The organism is Streptomyces javensis (assembly GCF_039525925.1).
GTDB classification, from domain to species: Bacteria; Actinomycetota; Actinomycetes; order Streptomycetales; family Streptomycetaceae; genus Streptomyces; species Streptomyces asiaticus.
Window position 1 is genome coordinate 40,759 of the sequence record NZ_BAAAIF010000067.1, and the last position, 19,025, is coordinate 59,783.

At 71.7% G+C, this 19,025-nt stretch carries 11 protein-coding genes; 9 read left to right on the top strand and 2 right to left on the bottom strand.

What is annotated here, in order from left to right; translation table 11 throughout:
* The first annotated feature begins 1 nt into the window (after position 1).
* The 6 genes from ABD329_RS38200 to ABD329_RS38225 are packed head-to-tail and all read left to right on the top strand — an operon-like array spanning position 2 to position 7,952.
* Positions 2–2,002, top strand: coding sequence for a hypothetical protein (locus tag ABD329_RS38200; protein WP_198279246.1), 2,001 nt, complete (start codon positions 2–4; stop codon positions 2,000–2,002).
* Positions 1,999–3,135, top strand: a complete 1,137-nt coding sequence (locus ABD329_RS38205; RefSeq protein WP_198279247.1) for a hypothetical protein — start codon at positions 1,999–2,001, stop codon at positions 3,133–3,135. The genes ABD329_RS38200 and ABD329_RS38205 overlap by 4 nt, the downstream gene beginning before the upstream one ends.
* 2 nt (positions 3,136–3,137) lie before the next feature.
* A complete protein-coding gene (locus tag ABD329_RS38210) occupies positions 3,138–3,668 on the top strand; it encodes a hypothetical protein (RefSeq protein WP_198279248.1) in 531 nt (176 codons plus the stop codon).
* Entirely contained in the window at positions 3,665–5,563 is a 1,899-nt protein-coding gene (locus tag ABD329_RS38215) for a hypothetical protein (protein WP_198279249.1), read from the top strand. The genes ABD329_RS38210 and ABD329_RS38215 overlap by 4 nt, the downstream gene beginning before the upstream one ends.
* 5 nt (positions 5,564–5,568) lie before the next feature.
* A complete protein-coding gene (locus tag ABD329_RS38220; RefSeq protein ID WP_198279250.1) occupies positions 5,569–7,671 on the top strand; it encodes an ATP-binding protein in 2,103 nt (700 codons plus the stop codon).
* A 5-nt stretch (positions 7,672–7,676) separates the two neighbouring features.
* The gene (locus tag ABD329_RS38225; RefSeq protein WP_344317583.1) at positions 7,677–7,952 is read left to right on the top strand and encodes a hypothetical protein; all 276 of its coding nucleotides are present in this window, start codon (positions 7,677–7,679) and stop codon (positions 7,950–7,952) included.
* Here ABD329_RS38225 and ABD329_RS38230 read toward each other — a convergent pair.
* Both ABD329_RS38230 and ABD329_RS38235 read right to left on the bottom strand, forming a co-directional pair.
* Positions 7,940–8,611: a hypothetical protein gene (locus ABD329_RS38230; protein WP_309142852.1), complete on the bottom strand. Its 672-nt coding sequence runs from the start codon at positions 8,609–8,611 to the stop codon at positions 7,940–7,942. The two genes, ABD329_RS38225 and ABD329_RS38230, sit on opposite strands and share 13 nt — an antisense overlap.
* A complete protein-coding gene (locus tag ABD329_RS38235) occupies positions 8,608–13,362 on the bottom strand; it encodes a phage tail protein (protein ID WP_198279811.1) in 4,755 nt (1,584 codons plus the stop codon). Before ABD329_RS38235 ends, ABD329_RS38230 begins: the two co-directional genes overlap by 4 nt.
* Positions 13,363–13,904: 542 nt before the next feature.
* Between ABD329_RS38235 and ABD329_RS38240 the strand changes: the two genes are divergently transcribed.
* The 3 genes from ABD329_RS38240 to ABD329_RS38250 all read left to right on the top strand — a co-directional run.
* On the top strand, positions 13,905–14,996 hold the full coding sequence (locus ABD329_RS38240) for a cytochrome P450 (protein ID WP_198279812.1): 1,092 nt from the start codon (positions 13,905–13,907) through the stop codon (positions 14,994–14,996).
* Between the two features lie 130 nt (positions 14,997–15,126).
* The gene (locus ABD329_RS38245; RefSeq protein ID WP_044567505.1) at positions 15,127–15,333 is read left to right on the top strand and encodes a ferredoxin; all 207 of its coding nucleotides are present in this window, start codon (positions 15,127–15,129) and stop codon (positions 15,331–15,333) included.
* 263 nt (positions 15,334–15,596) lie between these two features.
* On the top strand, positions 15,597–19,025 hold a 3,429-nt coding region (locus ABD329_RS38250), incomplete at its 3' end, for a type I polyketide synthase (protein ID WP_344317584.1).

Consider the following 19,025-nt stretch of genomic DNA (forward strand, 5'->3'; position numbering starts at 1 on the left):
CATGCGAACAGACTGCGGATGCGGCTGCGGTGGCGACGCCACCCGGACCTCCGCCTTCGTGCGTCCTCGCTTCTTCGCAGGACAACTGCTGACCGAGGACGACCTCAGCCTGCTGGTCGAGTACACGACGGCGAAGGCCAGACTGCACAACCGGTCCCTGTACGGGCCGGGAGTGATCTGCGGCCTCGGCGTCACGTGTGACCCGTGCGGCGGCGGAACCGTGGCGGTCCACCCCGGACACGCGCTGGACTGCGCCGGGAACGACATCGTGGTGCCCTGCACCGAGCGGGTCGACATCACCGCACTGGTGCGGGAGCGCCGCATCAGCGCGCTCGGCGTGGACTGCGGGGAAAACTGCGACGACGGCGACGGCGGCGGGCGCCGCTACGGGCTCTATGCGCGCTACCGCGAACTCCCCGTCGAACCGGTGGCGCCGTACGCCACCGAGGAGCCCTGCCCCGCACCGGGATGCGTGCCCTCCAGGATCCAGGAGGGGTACCAATTCGTCGTCAAGTGCGACGACTTCGAGGACCACCGCCACAACCCCGGCACCCGCCTCCTCATGACCCTCGGCGACCTCACCCGCGCCGACCAGGCCCGCACCCGCGACCGGCGGCTCGGGTTCTACACCGACGCCCTGACCGTGGCGTCGCTCGGCACCGGCCGGGCCTTCCGCTTCGACGCCGCCGACGCCCAGCGGTACGCCACCGCCTTCGCGTGGCTGCGCGAGAACGCGGGCGGGGAGGGCCCGCCCGCCCCGCCGACGGCCCGCGAGATGACCGAGCACGTCCGCGCGCTGGCCGCCGCCGTCGCCCGGTACGACACCTACGACGCGGCCGGGCAGGCCCAGCTCGCACGGGACTACCCGGACCTCGCCACCGTGCGGGAGGCCCGGAGCACGCTGGGCACGGCGTGCGGGCGGCTCGGCGGCGCCGACCTGGAAGCGGCGTGGCCGGACCCGCTGCGCGCCGGGATCGCCCGCGCCGTCGTCACCGAGACCGCCGCCCGCGTCGTACCGGAGCGGGGCGATCCGGACGCGCCGCTCGAAGTGCGCATGCTGGCCCAGGGCACCCCGCTCGGTCACGCGCTGCGGGTGGAGTTCCGCGCGGACCTCGGCCTGATCCGGGAGTGGCTGCTGTGCCGTCTCGACCAGGCCACCGACCTGGCCGACTGCGCACTGCGCCAGGACACCGCCGCCGTCGACGTACCGCCGCTGCTGCCGTCCCCGCCGCCGGACAGCACCGAGAAGGCGACCATCGCCGAGGTGCAGCAGATCGCGGAGGCGGCCGCCGCGCTGGGCACCGCGCTGCGCCGGTTCCTGACCGACGCGGCGTGCGCCACGCTCAACCCGCCGTGCGGCGACCGCACCGACACCGACGTCCTGCTCGCCCATCTGGAGCTGGACGGCTGCGATGTCGTACGGGTCTGCTCGGCCACCCGCGAACAGGTGCTGCCGGGCGGGTCGGCCTACGGCGAGTGGCTGCCGAAGCTCTACCGCCTACGCGAACTCGCCGAGCGGGTGTGCTGCCGTCCGGTACCGCGCTACCAGAAGCCCACGCTCCCGTCCGAGGGCCCGGTGGCGCGCCCGTACCCGGACGGGCTGCTCGGCGACTGGCCGCGCACCGGCGACCTGGAGGAGACGCTGTCCCTGCTGCTGACCCCCGCACCCGGCGAGACCCCGCCCAAGGCGCTGCACGAACAGGTCTACACGACCCCCAGCGAAGTCACCGACAGCATGCAGGAGCTCGCCCGGCTCAGGACGCGGGTCGCCGATCTCACCGCCGCCGTGGAAGGGCTGCGCGACCAACTGGGCAGCGCCCGGACGCAGGTGAACCATCTGGAGGAGCGGGTGTCGAGCCGGGCGCCGGACCCGTCCGGCGAGCCCGCGCCGGAGCCGGATCGGACCCCGGACCAGCCGCCCGAGCAGGGAGCCGAGTCCGTCAAGCCCCCGGCCAAGCGCACCCGGTCGTCCCGTACCCGGAAGCCCGGTGAGACGCCATGACGGGCCCGCTGCGCCCCGCCTTCCACGAGGGGCAGGTGCTGGCCGCCGCGGATCTGTCGGCCACGGTGGAGTACGCGCGCGCCGGGGCCGCCCGGCATGCCCGGCACCTGCACGAGTGGGGCATCGTCGAAGGGCTCGGCCTCGTCACCCAGCCCCGCACCGACCCGCTGACGGGTATCCGCCATGTCGAGGTGAGCGTCTCGGCGGGCATCGCCGTCGACGGTACGGGCCGCGAGGTGGTCGTCACCGAGCCGGTCGTGCTGCGCGAGAGCGACTTCGAGGAGGTCAACGGCGCGGACCAGTCGACCGACGAGCCCTACCCGGTCTTCCTCACCGCGGCCGACCGCGAACCGGCCGGGCCCGCCGGTCCCGTCTCCTGCTCCGTGAGCGCCACGAAGACCCGGGTGGAGGAGTCGTACCAGATCCTCTTCGGGCGCCTCGGCGACGAGCGGCTGGCCGCCGAGCAGCAGCCGCCCGCGATCGGCGACCCACCGGCCGATCCGCCCCTCCGCTGGCTCATCCTGCTGGGCTACGTCCACTGGGCGGAGGGCCACTTCAGCGGCGTCGAAACGGCGGCGCGCGGTGTCGCGGCGCGGTACGCCGGAGTACGCGCCGACACCGTCTCGGCCCGGTCGGGCGCGCTGACCCTGCGGACGGGCACGGAGACCAAGGAGGGCCAACCGGCGCTGGTCCTGACCGGCGGCGAGACGCCGAACCTGGTCTTCGGCCTGTACCAGGGCGGTGGCGCGGTCGCTCCACTGATGACCGTGGCGGCCAACGGCAATCTCACGATCGAGGGCAGTTTCGGCGGCCGGATGTCGGCCGGCAGCACGCTGGTGGCCTCCGGCACCGCCACCGACGGAATGCTGCTGCCGCTGCCGTCCGGCGTCACCCCGGAACAGGTCGCCGACGGCCGGGTCGTGATCCATGTCCAACTGACCCCGCGCATTCCGCCCCTGGCGGAGTCGGCGCTGTTCAGCCCGGTGGAGACCACGGTGGACGCGGACCGCCGGGTCCGCTGCCGGGTGCGGGTGTACAACCCCTCGGTGAACTGGAAGCAGCCGGTGGAACAGCCCGGGGCGGTCGACTTCCTCGTCCTGGCGACGGTCGCGGCGACGAATGGCGGTGGCTGACGATGGCTCTTTCCGTGGTGTACGCCCACGACACCGGCCATGTCGTGGGCGCGCTCGCCCTGACCGGCGCCGCTGCCCCGGCCGATGTGGCGTCGCTCGTCGGACGGGCGCTGCCGCTGCGCGTCTCCCTGGGCGAGGGCCGCGTCGCGACCCTTCCGCTGAACGCCAGGGACCTCGACGTGGCGGCCGTCGACGACGAACCGGGCGTCCTCGCCGAGCCGTTGGCCCACGGGGTCGAGCTGACGGCCGAGGGCAAACCCAAACCGGGGCTGGTGCGCCTCGCGTCATGGACCGAGGGCATCGCGCTGGCCACCGACGGGGTCACGGTCACCGTGAAGGTCGCCTCGGCCCGCGCCACCCCCGTGGTCGCCCTGGTCTCCGACGAGCAGGACACCCATGTGCTCACCGGGGAGATCCCCGCCCAGCAGACCCAGGTGAAACTGCCGGTGACCCTCGTGGCGGGCAGTGTGCACGGAGTGCTGGTGCTCGCGGTCGGCTGGGCGGGCCGCCTGGAGAGGCTGGGGGTGACGTGAACGCGCCCACCGCGCCGCCCGCCGAGGGGCCCGGCGGGACCGGCGGGACCGGCGGGACCGGCGATGGCGGCGAGCCGGGCGAGATCACGGTGCGCCGGTGCACCGTCACGGTGGTCCGGCGCGGTGGGTGGAGCTGGGGACCCGAGCCCCGCGGGCTGGTCCGCCATGTGGTGGAGGCCCTGCCGGAGCTGCTCGCGAACCACTTCGCCGAGCGGCTGGCGGCCGACGGTCCTGATGTGGAGATCACCGAGCCGCTGACCGTCACCGTACGGCCGGGCCGCTCCGGCCGGACGGTGGTCGGCGGTCCGCCGGTCGAGGTCCACTTCGCGCCGGTGCCGGTCGTGGCACACCCCGACGCCGAATCCGGCACCGACGCCGAGCCGTTCGCGCGGTCCTTCGAGGAGTCGTTCGCGACGGCCCCGGACCCGTGGACCGCCCCGGGCGCCGCCGCGCTCTTCGCCGAACTCGCCGAGCGCGGCGAACTGGCCACGCTGCTCGCGCTGTTGCCGGACGCGTCGGTGCGGGCGTACTTCCTCGCCCTGCTCGGCGTGGACGACACGGCGGCCGCACGGCTGCTCGCCGAACTCGTCGGGCGCGCCCTCGCGGCCGGCCCTCCGCCCACGCCCGTCCACTCGCCGCCCGGCGAGGCTGCCCGCCACGGGCCCGCCGAGGCGCTGCCCGAGCGTCTGCGCGCCGCCGTCGCGGGCGCCGACACGGCGGAGCTGCCCCAGCTGCTCGCCGGCTTCCTGGCGTCGGCCGACCGCGAGGAGGCCGTACGGCTGGCACGGTCCCTGCCCGGGCCGTACGACGCGGGCGCCGGGGAGCCGCCCGGCGCGGCGGGCGCCACCGCCGCGGGCACCACCTCCGGGGCGAGCACGACCGTCGGGGCGCGGACCAGCGGTGAGGTGCGGGTGTGGTCCGCCCTGCCCTTCCTGCTCGCCGGGCCCCTGGCCCGCATCGGGTACCTCGACGCGATCGGGCCCGCCCTGGCCGGTATCGAACTCGCCGAGGAAGCACCGCTGTTCGCCGCCGCCCTGGCGTACAAGGCGCTGGGCGAGACCACGCGCGGCTGGCGCCGCGCCGAACGGGACACCGAGGCCGCGGCCGCCTTCGCGGGCCTCCCGGCACCCGTCGCCGAGGAGCGGCTGACCGACTTCGCACGCCAGGTGGGCCCCGCGCTCCCGGTCCTCGACGGCGTCCTGGCGCTGTCGGTGTGCCGGGGCCACGACCCCGCCGACCCACTGCTGCTCACCGGGACCGACGACGGGCTGCTCCTCCTCGACGCCCAGGGCATGTTCCCCATCGCCTGGACCCCGGAGGCCGCCGGACTGCTGCCGCACTGGGAGTCCTCCGGGCGACCGCCCGTGCTGCTCTGCGACGGCCCCCTACCGCCCGGCACCCTGCGCGACCTGGCCTCGGCGGGCGTGCCGTTCCTCACCTCCGTACGACCGCTGCGCGGCGACCCGGTGGCGCGGCTGACCTGGCGCACCCCGCTGTGGGCCGCCGAGGGCGCGGCACCGGACCTCCGCCTCGCCGCCGCACTGCCCGCCCACGCCGAGCGGTGCGCGGACCTGGTCACCGCCCTGGTCACCGGGCGCCGGGCGGTGCCGCTCGCCCGGGACGGCGGTCTGGAGCGCACCGTCACCCTGGCCGCCGCGCTCGGCCTGTCCACGATCGCCTGGACGCTCTGGCGCGACCGCGAGACACCGGATCCGGTGCTGTCCCTGCGTCGCCTCGCCGACCTGGAGGCCACCGTGCGGTTCGAGGCCACCGCCGTCCGGGTGCGCGTCCCGATGGGACGGCGCCACATGGACCTCCACAACGGCGGCCTGCTCGCCGACGTACCCGATGTGGCCTGGCTGGGCGGCCGGACCCTGACCTTCTCGGCCGGGTGAGACCCATGGGCGTAACCGCGATGGAGCACCTGCGACTACGGCTGGCCGGTCTGCACGGGGCGCTCAGGGCCGCCGTCGAGCGGCAGGCCCGGCTCGCCGCCCGGCTCACCAGGCCCGACCTGACCCCCTACTGCGTGACCGACGAACAGGTCGACGTACTGCTCGGCGAGGTGCACACCTTCACCGACACCATGGGCGAACCCTGCGCGCCCCCGCCGCCGGAGCCGGAAGCCGAACGGGACCTGAGGCGGCGCGCGTCCGCCGAGGGCCGGGCCCTGCCGCTGGACGCGCTCGCCACCCGCTTCGGCCTGACCCGCGCGGAGCAGGACGCCCTGCTGCTGGCCGCCGCGCCCGAACTGGACCGCGGCTACGAGCGGATCTACGCCTACATCGTGGACAACCTCAACCGGCGGCTGCCCAGCGTGGAACTGCTGATGGCCGTGGGCGCGGACGGCGCGGGGGCGCGCCTCGCGCTGCGCCGCTCCCTCGGCCCGGCCGGACCGCTGCGCCGCTACGGACTGCTGCGCGCACACGGCGCGGCCGCGGTCGAACTCGCCCAGGAACTCCTCCCCGGCCCCGGGGTGCTGGACTTCCTGCTGGGCTGGGGCGGCGATGTCGGACTGCTCGGCCATGACCCCGGCGAGGTCGCCCCGCCGGAGCCGCGGGTGCTGTCCCCGTACCTCTCCTCCGAGCGGCTGACCCGGCTGGGCCGGGCGCTGGGCTCCGGCGATATCGATCTGGCCGGGCTGTGGGGCTGCCCGCCCGACGGCCAGCTCGACGCCGTACAGGCGCTGGCCCGGGCCGCCGGGGCACCGCTGCGCACCCTGACCGACGACCCCGAGGGCGATCTGCGGACGGCCGCCGTGCTGGGCGCGGTGCTCTGGATCCCCACCGACGATCTGCACGGCGAGCAGCGGCGGGCCACCACCGACCCGGTGTCCGCCGCGCTGCTCCGCTCGCGCGTACCGGTGTGCCTGACCGGCCTCAGGCCCTGGCGCCCGGCGGGCCTGCTCGCCGCGCGCTCCTTCGCCGAACTCACGGTGCCCGTACCCGGGTTCACCGACCGCCGGGCGATGTGGTCGGCCGCCCTGCCGGAGCTGACCGGCTCCCTCCTCGAAGAGCTCGCGGTCCGCTACCGGATGAGCGGCGGCGAACTGCGCGCCGTCGCCTCGGTCGCGGACGCCGGGGCGCGCCTGGCCGGAAACGGACGCCCGGAACCGGTCGCCGCCCATGTCGAGCCCGCGATCGCCACCGTCACCCGCGGCCGCGGCGGCAGCGCCGTCCACTCGATCACGCCCCGCCGCACCGTGGACGACCTGGTCCTGCCCGATGTCCAGTTCCGCCAGATCCTGGAGATCGCCTCGGCCTTCCGCGCCTGGCCCCGGATCGCCGAGAGCTGGGGCTTCGCCCGCCGCTCCGGGCACGGCGGGGTCAAGGCGCTGTTCACCGGTGAGCCCGGAACCGGCAAGACCATGTCCGCCGAGATCGTCACCGGCATGCTCGGCCTGGAACTGCTCAAGGTGGACCTCGCCCAGGTCGTCTCCAAATGGGTGGGGGAGACGGAGAAGAACATGGAGACCGCGTTCCGGCAGGCCGAGGAGAGCCACGCGGTGCTGCTCTTCGACGAGGCCGATGCGCTGTTCGGCAAGCGCGGCGAGGTGAAACACGGCACCGACCGCTACGCCAACCTGGAAGTCGGCTATCTGCTACAGCGCCTGGAGGCCAGCGACGGCCTGGTCATCCTGACCAGCAATCTGAAGGACAACATCGACCCGGCCTTCACCCGGCGCTTCCACTTCGTCGTCCACTTCCCCCGCCCGGCCGCCGCCGAACGCCGCCGGCTGTGGCGCCTCGCCTTCCCCCAGGAGGCCCCGCTCGCACCCGACGTGGACCTGCACGCCCTGGCCCGTCTGGACATGACCGGTGCCGCCATCGCCGCAGCTGCCCGCACGGCGGCACTGGCGGCGGCGGACGGGGGCGGCGATACGATTGCCATGCGCCATGTCGTACGTGGTGTGGCACGCCAGTTCCAGCGCGAGGCCCGCCTGCTCCGCCCGACCGAGCTGGGCCCGCACGCCCATCTGCTCGACGACGCATCCCAGGGGTGAAGCCGATGCTGCCCACCGAACCTCCGCTCTCCCCGCACCGCCTGCTGGCGCCGGTACCACCGGCCCGCCCGCAGGACACGGCCACGGCCACCCACCAGACCCCGGCCCCGGCCCCCACTCCGGCGAAGCCGCCCACCCCCGTCGAGCATCTCCTCGCGGCGGGTCAGAACCAGGTGGGCAACGCGGCGGTGGCGGACGCGGCGGCCCGGACGAGCCCCGTCCCGCCCCCGCCCGTCGTGGTGGCGGTGGTGGCACCCAAGAAGGCCGCTCAGCCCTCCTGACGTCCGGCTCCGGCCGCCTTCCGGCGCAACTCCTCGACCAGCTCCAGGGTCGTGCGCGCCTCCTCCACCTCCCCGCGGTCGACCGACCCGGCGCCCCGGTTCCACGGCTGGTGCAGCTCCTCCTCGAGGCGGCGGAGGTCGTCGGCGTGCACCTCGTACAACATCTCGAGCAGGGAATCCCCGCAGCGCACCGCTTCCGCGTCCCGCACCTCGCTGTAGGGGTACGGCGCCGCGCGGAGGCAGAAGGCCGTGGGCCGGCCCGCCCGCAGCTCCTCGAACCGGTAGCACACGATGCGGTCGTCCCCGGCGGAGGTGGCCGCGGGAATCTGCGCCAGCGGCAGCAGCCCGGGGTCCAGGGCCAGCACCAGCCGTTCGGTCTCGGCCAGCGGGCCGGGAACCTCTTCGGGGCCGCCCTGCTCGGGCGGGACGGCCAGCTGCCAGGGCTGATGGGTGAAGTAGGCCAGCAGGTCGAGGGCGGAAAGCCCGGCGCCGACCAGGACGAAGACCTCTTCGGGGAAGCCGGTGCCGTAGGCCTCGCGCAGCACCTCGCGCGGCCCGAGACCGCTCGCGTACAGCGCCCGCGCCAGCCGCGCCATCGAGGCGTAGTCCTCGCGTGACGCCTCGTCCCGCAGCCGGCCGATGTCGGCCTCCGGGTTCACCGCTGCTCTCCTCCGCTCTCCGGCGCGTCCTTCATGGCCTCGTCCAGCGCCGTGCTGACACTCTCCCAGTAGGTGTGCAGCTCGGGGGCGGTCATCGCCTTGATGATGTCGGAGACCAGATCGCGGGCCCGCTGGACGGCCTGTTTGCGCCGCTGGTCGCCGCCCGAGCCGCGGACGAGCCGGTCCACGGTTTCCGCCAGCCGTTGGAGCTCAGCCTGGATGGCGGCGCTCTGTGCGGTCAGCCTGGGGTTGTCGGCCATGAGCATCGCCACGTTCTCGACATGGACGAAGACGGTGTCCCGCAGCGTGAACCGGAGCCTCTTGGACATCCCGGGATTCGCGTGGAAGTACTCCCGGGAGAGGGTGTGGGCGCTGGTGTAGGACTGCGACTGGATGATGAGCGCGTACATCCGGTGTGCGACCCGGATGGCCTCCTCCGCGCCGCCCTTGGCCCGCATCTTCCCCCGCGCGGCGCGGTGAACGCCGGACGGGCGCACGGTCAGTCCGCGGTCCTCGTCGTCCGGCTCCGGACTCGTGGTGGTGGATGCCTCGGGCGCGTAGGCGACGGGCAGCTCCTCGCCGAAGACCTCCATGTACCTGATCCGCAGGGTGCGTCCTTCCGCGCTGCCGATTCCGTAGAGCCCGCCCTGGATCTGGCGCAGGGCGTGGAGGCGGCTGTTCTGGAACAGGCCGTCCGGCCGATGCCGGTCCCACGCCTTGATCAGCATGTTCGGCTCGGTCGGGTAGAGCATCTGCGGGAACCGCTTGCCGATGACGACCCGGATCGCCCGGTCCAGCGCGTTGGCGAGCAGGGTGAGCTGCTTGGGGCGCTGGTCGCCCTCCGGGCTCCAGTTGAAGCCCCTGAAGTGGTAGCCGCCGATGGTGATCTGCGGATGGCTCTCCATCGCGTCCAGGATCCGCTTGTACGCGGCGAGAACCCCCATCGTCTCGGACACCGCGACCCCGGTGTCGGCGTCCTGGCCCAGGATGTGGACCTGGTCGTTGGCCTCCGACAGGATGGCCGTCGCCTCGCGGGTGTACGAGGAGTTGGTCACCTCCTCGCGGAAGAGGCCATAGGGGAGCGCGCCCTTGTCGCGCAGACCCTTCTCCTGCTTCTCGGCGATGCGCTTCTCGCCGTCCGTCTCCAGCTTCTGGTACTTCTTGCGGACCTCCGCCATGGGGACCTCATGGCCGTCGTTGTGGAGCCATCTGGGCGTCCAGATGAAGCCGAACACGGCCATGATGAGCTTGAGCGGTCGCTTCACGACGTCGATGGCCTCGTTGAGGACCCTGCTGTCGTTCTTCTGGTCGAGGTGCTCGAAGGTGTTGACGCCGATCACGACGGCGGTGCTCACCGGCCCGAAGTGCTTGGTCTCGGGGCTCTTCCACGCGTCGTGGAGGTAGCGGGCGGCCATGCCCGGGTTCTTCTTCACCTCGCCCGGGACAGCCGCGATGTTGACGACGAAGCCGGTCCGATGGTCCCGCCCCGTCATCGGGAGGTTCCTGACCGGGTTGAGCTGATCGACCACCCTCCCATGCTTCCTGATCTTGAAATTCCCCTCGGCCGGGCCGATCTTGTAGGGGAACTTGTCGCCCAGGTCCTCGACCGGGGTCTCCGCCTCCGGGTTGATGGCCACCTTGATGCGGTACTTGTCCCCGGTCACCTTCTTGAGCCGGATCCGTGTGAGGCGGTGCCGCCGCTTGATGCCCGGGAGCCCGCGCCGTACGGACTTGACCGTCGCCGACTCCTCGTTGAGCAAGTGCGTCGCATCGCGTACGGCGGCGTCGAGGGCGCGCTTCTTGTCCGCCGCGGTCCGCCTGTCCGGCCGCTTGCCGCGCCGTTTGTCGGGCCGCTTCTTCTTCGGGCCGCGCCTGCGCTCGGGCCTGCGCCGGTCGGGGCGGCGCCGCTGGTCCGGCCGGGTCCGGCGGCGCGGGCGGCCCGGGCGCCTCCGGTCCGGGCGGCGCTTCGGCTTCGGCTTGGGCTTCTTCTTCCGGAACTTTGGCTTGATCTTGGACCAGAGCTTCTTCACCAGCCCCACGATCTTGTCGATCACCCAGTCCACCGCCCGGCCCACCGGCTTGGACATCGCCTGGACGATCTGCTTGACCCGGGAGGCGATCCCGCCCACGCCCAGGATCGCGGCCAGGACGCCCAGCAGAACGGGGATCGAGCGGGCCAGGGCCTGCTCGATCAGGCCCGGCACACCCCCGCTGCCGCCCCTCGCGATCGCGATGACCGCGTCGAGCACGGTGTTCACGAACTCGATGATCTGGCGGGCCTGGGTGACGATGAAGCGCACGATGTCGATGATCAGCTTCACCGCCCGGACGAACGCCGACGCGGGGTTGAGCAGCGAGATCACCCACATGATCCCGGCGACGACGATCGTCGGGGTGACGTAGGCGATGACCTTGTCCAGCAGATCCTTGCGCAGGTCGCCCACGCGGGTCTTGAGGTCCGCCCACATCCCGGCGACGCCCCGCTTGCGCACCTCCGCGACCAGCGGCACCGCGGTCTCGGCCGCCGCGACCGCCGGTTCCATCTTCGGCACCTTGCGGACGATGCGGGCACGGATCGACTGCCAGGTCAACCCGAGCAGGGAGGCGAGCATCTTCAGCACGCCCTGGACGTCGAACTTCGACGGCAGTTCGATACCCGCCTCGGCCGTCTTGCCGAGCAGCCAGGACAGGATGCCCTGCTGAAGATGGTGGCCGAGGTTCCGCAGGAACTGCCGCAGGCCGGCGCCGACGGCCGAGACCAGGTTGCGCAGGAAGCCGATCGGGTCCTTGAGGATCAGCATGACCGCCGAGGCGGCCTTGGCGAGGACCGACAGCAGCAGCCGCTTCAGCTCCAGGATGGTGTTGATCACGGACGTGACCGCGTCCACGGCCTTGGCCACCAGACCCTTGTTCTTCTCCTTCTCCGCCGCGATCTCGTCGTCCACGGACTTGAGCGCGTCGGTGTACTTGGTGGCCAGCGTGTCGACGAGCTGAGTTCCCTTGTCGTCCACGGACTGGGTGAGTTCATCGAACTTGTCGGCGAACTCGGCGGCCGCCTGCTGCCCGATGGACCGCAGATCGGGCGGAAGCCCGCGCACCGCGTCCCGCAACTCGCCCCGGCCCTGCGCGATACGGCGCTTGGCCCGGTTCAGCTCCGTGCCGATGGTGTCGGCGACGTCCGAGATCACCTGCCGCATCCGACGGACGTAGTTGTCGCGGGCCTCCTCGAAGATCTTGTCCGCTTCGGCGGGCAGCCCGGCGAACTTGTCCCGGACCCAGCGGAGTTTGCCCGTCACACCCGAGTACCGGCGGTCCTTGTACTCGTCCATCTTCCGCTGGTGCTCGGCGGTGAACGCGTCCCGCGCCGCCTTCTCGCCCCGGCCGAACTGGTCGTCGACCAGCTTGTCGAGGCCGTTGAGGATGGCCTCGACATCCTTCTTCATCGTGTCGAAGACCCCTTGCAGGACCGCCGTGACCTGGGCCCGCTTCTCCTCGTCCCGCCCCTTGGCACCGGACTTGCCCGTCCCGACCTGCTGGCCGGTCCGCACCCGCTGGGCACCCATCGCGCCCATGGCGGCGGCGCCGAGCCGCCTCGCCCGCGCGGTGGCCGCGGTCAGCTCCTTCTTCTCATGTCCCCGCATCCGCCCGGGAGCCACCTCGGAGTGCCGTTCGGCGGCCTTCTTCTCGCCCAGGGCGTGTCTGAACGTCGGCTCGTTGGACTTCTTCAACTGCGCCTCGGTGACCTGGGCGTCCGCCATCTGCCGGTCGACCTGTGCGGGGCCGGCGGACAGGTCGGTGGCCGACGGCGGCAGCTTGTCCGGTACGGCGTTGGCCGGATTCGGCGTGCCCGGGGTCCCGGGGGGCCGGTCCGGGGTCAGCGGTACGACCTTCTTGGGGACGGCCGCCGAGGTGTCCGGCGGGGCGGCGGTGGTGGTGGCGATCTGCTCGGCCGAGTCCGCTTTCCCCTCGCCGACCTTGCCGTGCACCTCCTCGCGCACCTCACCGGCCTTGCCGGAGTCGGCGAACTTGTCCGCCTCGTCGAGGTTCTTCGGCGCCTTCTCGGCGATCGCCTTCTCGACCGCCCTGATGAACGCGTCCTTGTCGAAGTCCTTCGGCTTGGCCTCGTTCATCTTCTCGGCGTTGGCGGTCTTGCCCTGCGCCTCTTCGTCGTCCTTGGGCGGCCGGGCGGCGTCCTGCGCGGCACCGGCCTCCGCTTTCGGGGGCGGGTGCGAGGCCGCCACCGAGCGCTTCTTGCGCCCTACGTCCTTCTTCAGCGACGCGAACTTCGGATCCGCGTCCGGGCCGGGACGGGCCTTGACCTCGGGGGCGGCGGGGGAGGCCGCGGGTGTTGCCTCCGCCGTCTCCACCCGCGCAGCCTCCGCCGTCTCCACCCGCGCAGCCTCCGCCGTCTCCACCCGCGCCGCCTGCGCCGTCTCCACCCGCGCCGCCTCCGCCGTGTCCACCCGCGCAGCCTCGGCCGTGGGCGGCTGCTGCCCGGGGGCGGTCTCGGTACGGCGGGCCGCCGCGACCGCGCCATTGCCGACCGTGTCCTGCCCGGCGGGCCGCAACCGGGTGGCGGAGGGCGGGGGCGCCGCCGGACCGTGTCCGCCGGACAAGGCGGCCGTCACCGCCGCGTTGGACAGTGGCATCTGGGGTCGCCCGGGGTCGCGCACCTCTGGCCGATCCTGTGCGGGGGCCGGTAACGTCTTCGACACCCTGGGCCGCAGGGCGAGAGCCTTCGGCGGTGGCATCGGACGGAACCCCTCCCACGCGTGTCGGTGCCGACAGGAACGTGGCGTCCCGCTGACACTCCCCGACGAAGGGTGGCAGCACGGGCGTGACGGGCCCGTCACCCCCGTGTTCTCCCGGCGTCTCCACGGAGCGCGGTGGCCGGAGCCGACGTCGAGTCAGACCCGGTGACAACAGATGTGGTTGGAGACGGCGTACCCGGGGTAGGGGGAGCGGTGAGGCCGCCACGCGTTCAGACGTCGCGGTCGGCGCGGTGAGTGTACCCGCGCGCACGGGGTCAACAGCTCCCGCCTTTGTCTAAGGAAATTTGCAGACCTTGCCTGCGGGGGCCTTTTGGTGCGCTTCCGGGCCGATGGCGAAGCTAGCATCGAGATCGAGCCAGCCGGTGTAGCCGCCGACGACCTCGATGCATGGATTATGAATCGATGGAGGAGTCTTGGTCGACGCCCCGCACCCCCCTGTGTCACTGCCCACCAAGCGGAGCTGCCCCTTCGATCCTCCGGATGGCTACACCCCCCTGCGGGAGCAGGAGCGGATAACGCGCATGAGTTATCCGGACGGCACGCCCGGATGGCTCATCACCCGTCATGCCGAAGCGAAGGAACTGCTCACCCATAAGAGCTTCAGCGCGCGCCAGGAAGGGATAATCTCTCCCGTCCCCACGGAGCTGGCGTACGACGGTCCGGCCGATCCGGGCGCCTTCGCGAAGACGGATGACCCGGTTCACAGCAAGTATCGCAAGCTGGTCACCGGCTTTTTCACGGTCCGGCGCACGCGTCAGCTCGCCCCCATGATCGAGCGAATCGTGCACGAACAACTCGACGATCTGGAAAAGGCCGGTCCGGGCGCCGATCTGGTGGAGGTCTTCACCGAATCCGTGCCCTCCCGGGTGATGTGCGAGATGATCGGCGTCCCCGAATCGGAGCGGAAGAGCCTCCAGCGTCATGTGGAGACCCTCGGCCGGCTCTCCTCCACCGTTCCCGAGGCGCTGGCCGCCGTGTCCGGGATGAGCGGGTTCCTGGCCCGTTTCGTCCCCACCCGGATGGACGACCCCCGGGACGACATCCTCGGGGACCTGATCCGCGGCGGGCAGCTCACCGAGCAGGAACTCATGGGCATGACCGCCACGTTGATCACCGGGGCCTTCGACACCACGGGCAACATGCTCGCCATGGGCGTCTACACCCTGCTCGAGCACCCCGATCAACTGGCCAGGGTTCAGGAGGACCCGGAGCTCATGGGGGCCGCCGTCGAGGAGCTTCTGCGCTTCCTCACCATCTCCCACCTCGGGGCCAGCCGGTGGGCGCTCGAAGACGTCGAGTTCGCCGGTCAGACCATCAAGAAGGGCGAGGTGGTCACCGTCGCCCTGCCCGCCGTCAACCGCGACCCCGAGCGCTACGAGAACCCCGACCAGCTGGACATCGGCCGCACGGACCACGGGCACCTGGGGCTCGGCCACGGCGTCCACCAGTGTCTCGGCCAGCACCTCGCCCGCACGATCCTGCGCGTCGGCTACGAGGCCCTGTTCGACAGGTTCCCCACGCTGCGGCTGGCCGTGCCGAGCGATGAGATCCAGATGCGCGACGACTTCGTGCACTACGGCCCCAGGTCGCTCCCCGTCACCTGGGACGACTGATCGAGATGTACAAGCGGTGAATACGACGGGCGGTGGGGATCTCTCCCACCGTCCGTCACCGTCACGCAAGAGGGCCCACCAGGCATAACCATGCCGGCCATCCCGAACAACGAGGTAGGACTGAGACCCGATGAGGATCACCGCCGACCGTGAGGTGTGCTGTGCGGCGGGCCAGTGCGCGCTGATCGCACCTGACCTGTTCGACCAGAGCGACGAGGACGGTTCCGTCGTGCTGCTCGACGCACAGCCCGACACCGGACGGCTGGACGTTCTGCGTGAGGTCGTATCCCGCTGCCCAACCGGTGCGATCCGCCTCGAAGAAGAACCTGGCGCGTGAAAACAGCGCGTAAATTTTCGGGGGCTCGAATAGCGGTGGAAAACGCGACCGTGGCAAGGATCACACGGCTGGTGAAACGCCACTGAAACCAAATCCCCCGGAACACCGTCCGGGGTTGTCAACCATGCCTGGATGGGTTTCTAGGGTTTCCCTTATGGGGCCGGGGCTAGTGTGGCCGGTGTCCGTCTGGCAATGCGTGTTTTCATAACTTTCAGGGCCGTTGCGCTCTTCCAGCGAACGACGCGTTAAGTGTGGAGTTTCTGATGCCTGATGCATCCAACCAGAACAAGGCCGTTGAAGCGCTGCGCAAGTCGTTCAAGGAAATCGAGCGGCTCCGGCGTCAGAACCGCCAGCTGATCAGCTCGGCGACCGAACCCATCGCCATCATCGGTATGGCCTGCCGATTTCCGGGTGGAGTGAATTCCCCGGAGGCACTGTGGCGCCTGGTCGCCGATGGAGCGGACGCCATCTCGCCCTTCCCGACAAACCGTGGCTGGGACGTGGAGGGGATCTACAATCCGGATCCGGAGCATCCGGGTACCAGTTACGTTCGCGAAGGCGGCTTCCTCCACGACGCGGACCAATTCGACTCCGCGTTCTTCGGCATCTCGCCCCGCGAGGCCCTGGCCATGGACCCGCAGCAGCGGCTGCTGCTGGAGACGTCCTGGGAGGTCATGGAGCGGGCGGGCATCGACCCCGCGTCGCTGCGCGGCAGTCAGACGGGCGTCTTCACCGGTGCCATGCACACCACCTACGCGTCCGAGGCCGCGCAGATCCCGGACGAGATCGAGCCGTACCTCCACAACGGCGCCACCACCAGCATCGCCTCGGGCCGTGTCTCCTACACCTTCGGCTTCGAAGGCCCCGCGCTGACCGTGGACACCGCCTGTTCCTCGGCGCTGGTCGCGCTGCACCTGGCCGCGCAGGCGCTGCGTCAGGGCGAGTGCTCCATGGCGCTGGTCGGCGGTGCGACGGTCATGGTGAGCCCCAAGGGCTTTGTCACCTTCAGCCGCCAGCGCGGACTGGCCGCCGACGGACGGTGCAAGGCGTTCGCCGACGGAGCGGACGGCACCACCTGGTCCGAGGGCATCGGCGTGCTGCTGGTGGAGCGGCTGTCGGACGCCCGGCGCAACGGGCACCAGATCCTGGCGGTGGTACGCGGCTCCGCCGTGAACCAGGACGGCGCGAGCAACGGTCTGACGGCCCCCAACGGCCCGTCACAGCGCCGTGTCATCCGGCAGGCCCTGGAGAACTGCGAGCTGACCCCGAGCCAGATCGACGCGGTCGAGGCGCACGGTACGGGCACCACGCTGGGCGACCCGATCGAGGCGCAGGCGCTGCTGGCCACATACGGGCAGGACCGGCCCGAGGGACGGCCGCTGTGGCTGGGCTCGCTGAAGTCGAACCTCGGTCACACACAGGCCGCCGCCGGTGTCGCCGGTGTCATCAAGATGGTCATGGCGATGCGGCACGGTGTGCTGCCGAAGACCCTGCACGTCGACGCCCCGTCGAGCCACGTGGACTGGTCCGAGGGCGAGATCGAGCTGCTGACCGAGTCGACCCCGTGGCCGGAGACGGGTGAGCCGCGCAGGGTCGGTGTGTCGTCGTTCGGTGTGAGCGGGACGAACGCGCATGTGATCCTGGAGCAGGCCCCGGAGGCCGAGGCGGCCGAGGTCGAGGCCGAGGAGCCCGCTGACGGTGGTGTCGCGGGCATCGCGGGCCCGGTGGCCTGGGTGGTGTCGGGCAAGACCGACGCGGCGCTGCGGGCGCAGGCCGGGCGGCTGCGGGAGTTCGTGGCCGAGCGCCCCGAGCTGGGCGCGGCCGATGTGGCGCTCTCGCTGGCCACGACCAGGTACGCGTTCGAGCAGCGCGCCGTGGTCACCGGGGCCAGCCGTGAGGAACTCCTGGAGCGCCTGGCGGCGGTGGCCGAGGGCGACAAGCTCCCCGGTGTGGTGTGGGGGAAGGACGCCGAAACGCCTGGTCGTTCGGTGTTTGTGTTCCCGGGGCAGGGGGCGCAGTGGGTGGGTATGGCGGTGGGGCTGTTGGAGTCCTCGCCGGTGTTCGCGGAGGCGATCGGGGAGTGTGAGTCGGCTCTGTCGGCTTATGTGGACTGGTCGTTGACGGATGTGTTGCGTGGGGTTGAGGGTGCTCCCGGGTTTGACCGGGTGGATGTGGTGCAGCCGGTGTTGTTCGCGGTGATGGTGTCGCTGGCGAAGCTGTGGCGTTCGGTGGGTGTGGAGCCGGATGCTGTGATGGGTCACAGCCAGGGCGAGATCGCGGCGGCGTGTGTGGCGGGTGCGTTGTCGCTGGGGGATGCGGCGAAGGTGGTGGCGTTGCGGTCGCAGGCGATCGCGGTGGGGTTGGCTGGTCGTGGTGGCATGGTGTCGGTGGGGTTGGCGGTTGGGGAGGCGGAGGAGCGTATCGCCCGGTGGGGTGGGGCGATTTCGGTGGCGGCGGTGAATGGTCCGGGTTCGGTTGTGGTGGCGGGTGATCCGGGTGCGTTGGATGAGATGGTGGCGGAGCTTGAGGGTGAGGAGGTGCGGGTTCGTCGGGTTCCGGTGGATTATGCGTCGCACTCGGCGCATGTGGAGGGGATCCGTGAGGAGCTGCTGAGGGTTCTGGCGGGTATCGCGCCGCGTTCGTCGGAGGTGCCGTTCTACTCCACGGTGACCGGTGAGCTGGTGGACACCGCTGGTCTGGACGCGGAGTACTGGTACCGGAACCTGCGGCAGACGGTTGAGCTGGAGACCACCACGCGCACCCTGCTCGACGAGGGCCACACCGTGTTTGTCGAGGTGAGCCCGCATCCGGTGTTGACCCTGCCGGTGCAGCAGACCGTGGAGGCCGCCGAGCGGCGAGCCGTGATCGTGGGGACGCTGCGGCGTGACGAGGGCGGTCCGGAGCGGTTCTTGACCTCCGCCGCCGAGCTTCATGTCAGCGGGGCCAGTGTCGACTGGCGGAAGGTGTTCGCCGGCCACGGCGCCCGCCGTGTCGAGCTGCCGACCTACGCCTTCCAGCACGAGCGCTTCTGGCTTGACTCGCCCGCTGGTGTGGGCGATGTGGGTTCGGTGGGGCTGGGCTCGCTGGGACACCCGTTGCTGGGTGCGGTGGTGTCGCTGGCGAGTGGTGGCGGGGTGCTGCTGAGCGGGCGGCTGTCGTTGGCCACCCATGGCTGGCTGGCGGATCACGCCGTGCACGGTGTGATGCTGCTGCCGGGGACGGCCTTCGTCGAGTTGGTGGTACGGGCGGGGGACCAGGTCGGCTGCGGCCGGGTCGAGGAACTGATCCTGGAGGCGCCGCTGATCCTGCCCGAGCAGGGTGGAGTGCACCTTCAGGTCGAGGTGGGCGAGGCGGACGCCTCCGGCTTCCGCGAGGTGAGTGTGTTCTCGCGGGCGGAAGCGGACGGTGAAGGTGCGGCATGGACGCGGCATGCCCATGGTGTGCTCGGCTCGGCCACGTCCGTCTCCGAGGCTCAGTACGACTTCGGTGTGTGGCCTCCGGTGGGTGCTGAGGTCGTTGATGTGTCGGGTGAGTATGTGCGGGCTGCGGAGAACGGGTTGGAGTATGGGCCGGTTTTCCAGGGGTTGAGGCGTGCGTGGCGGCGTGATGGTGAGGTGTTCGCCGAGGTTGGGCTTCCGGAGGAGGAGCGGGAGCGGGCGGGGCAGTTTGGTCTGCATCCGGCGTTGTTTGAT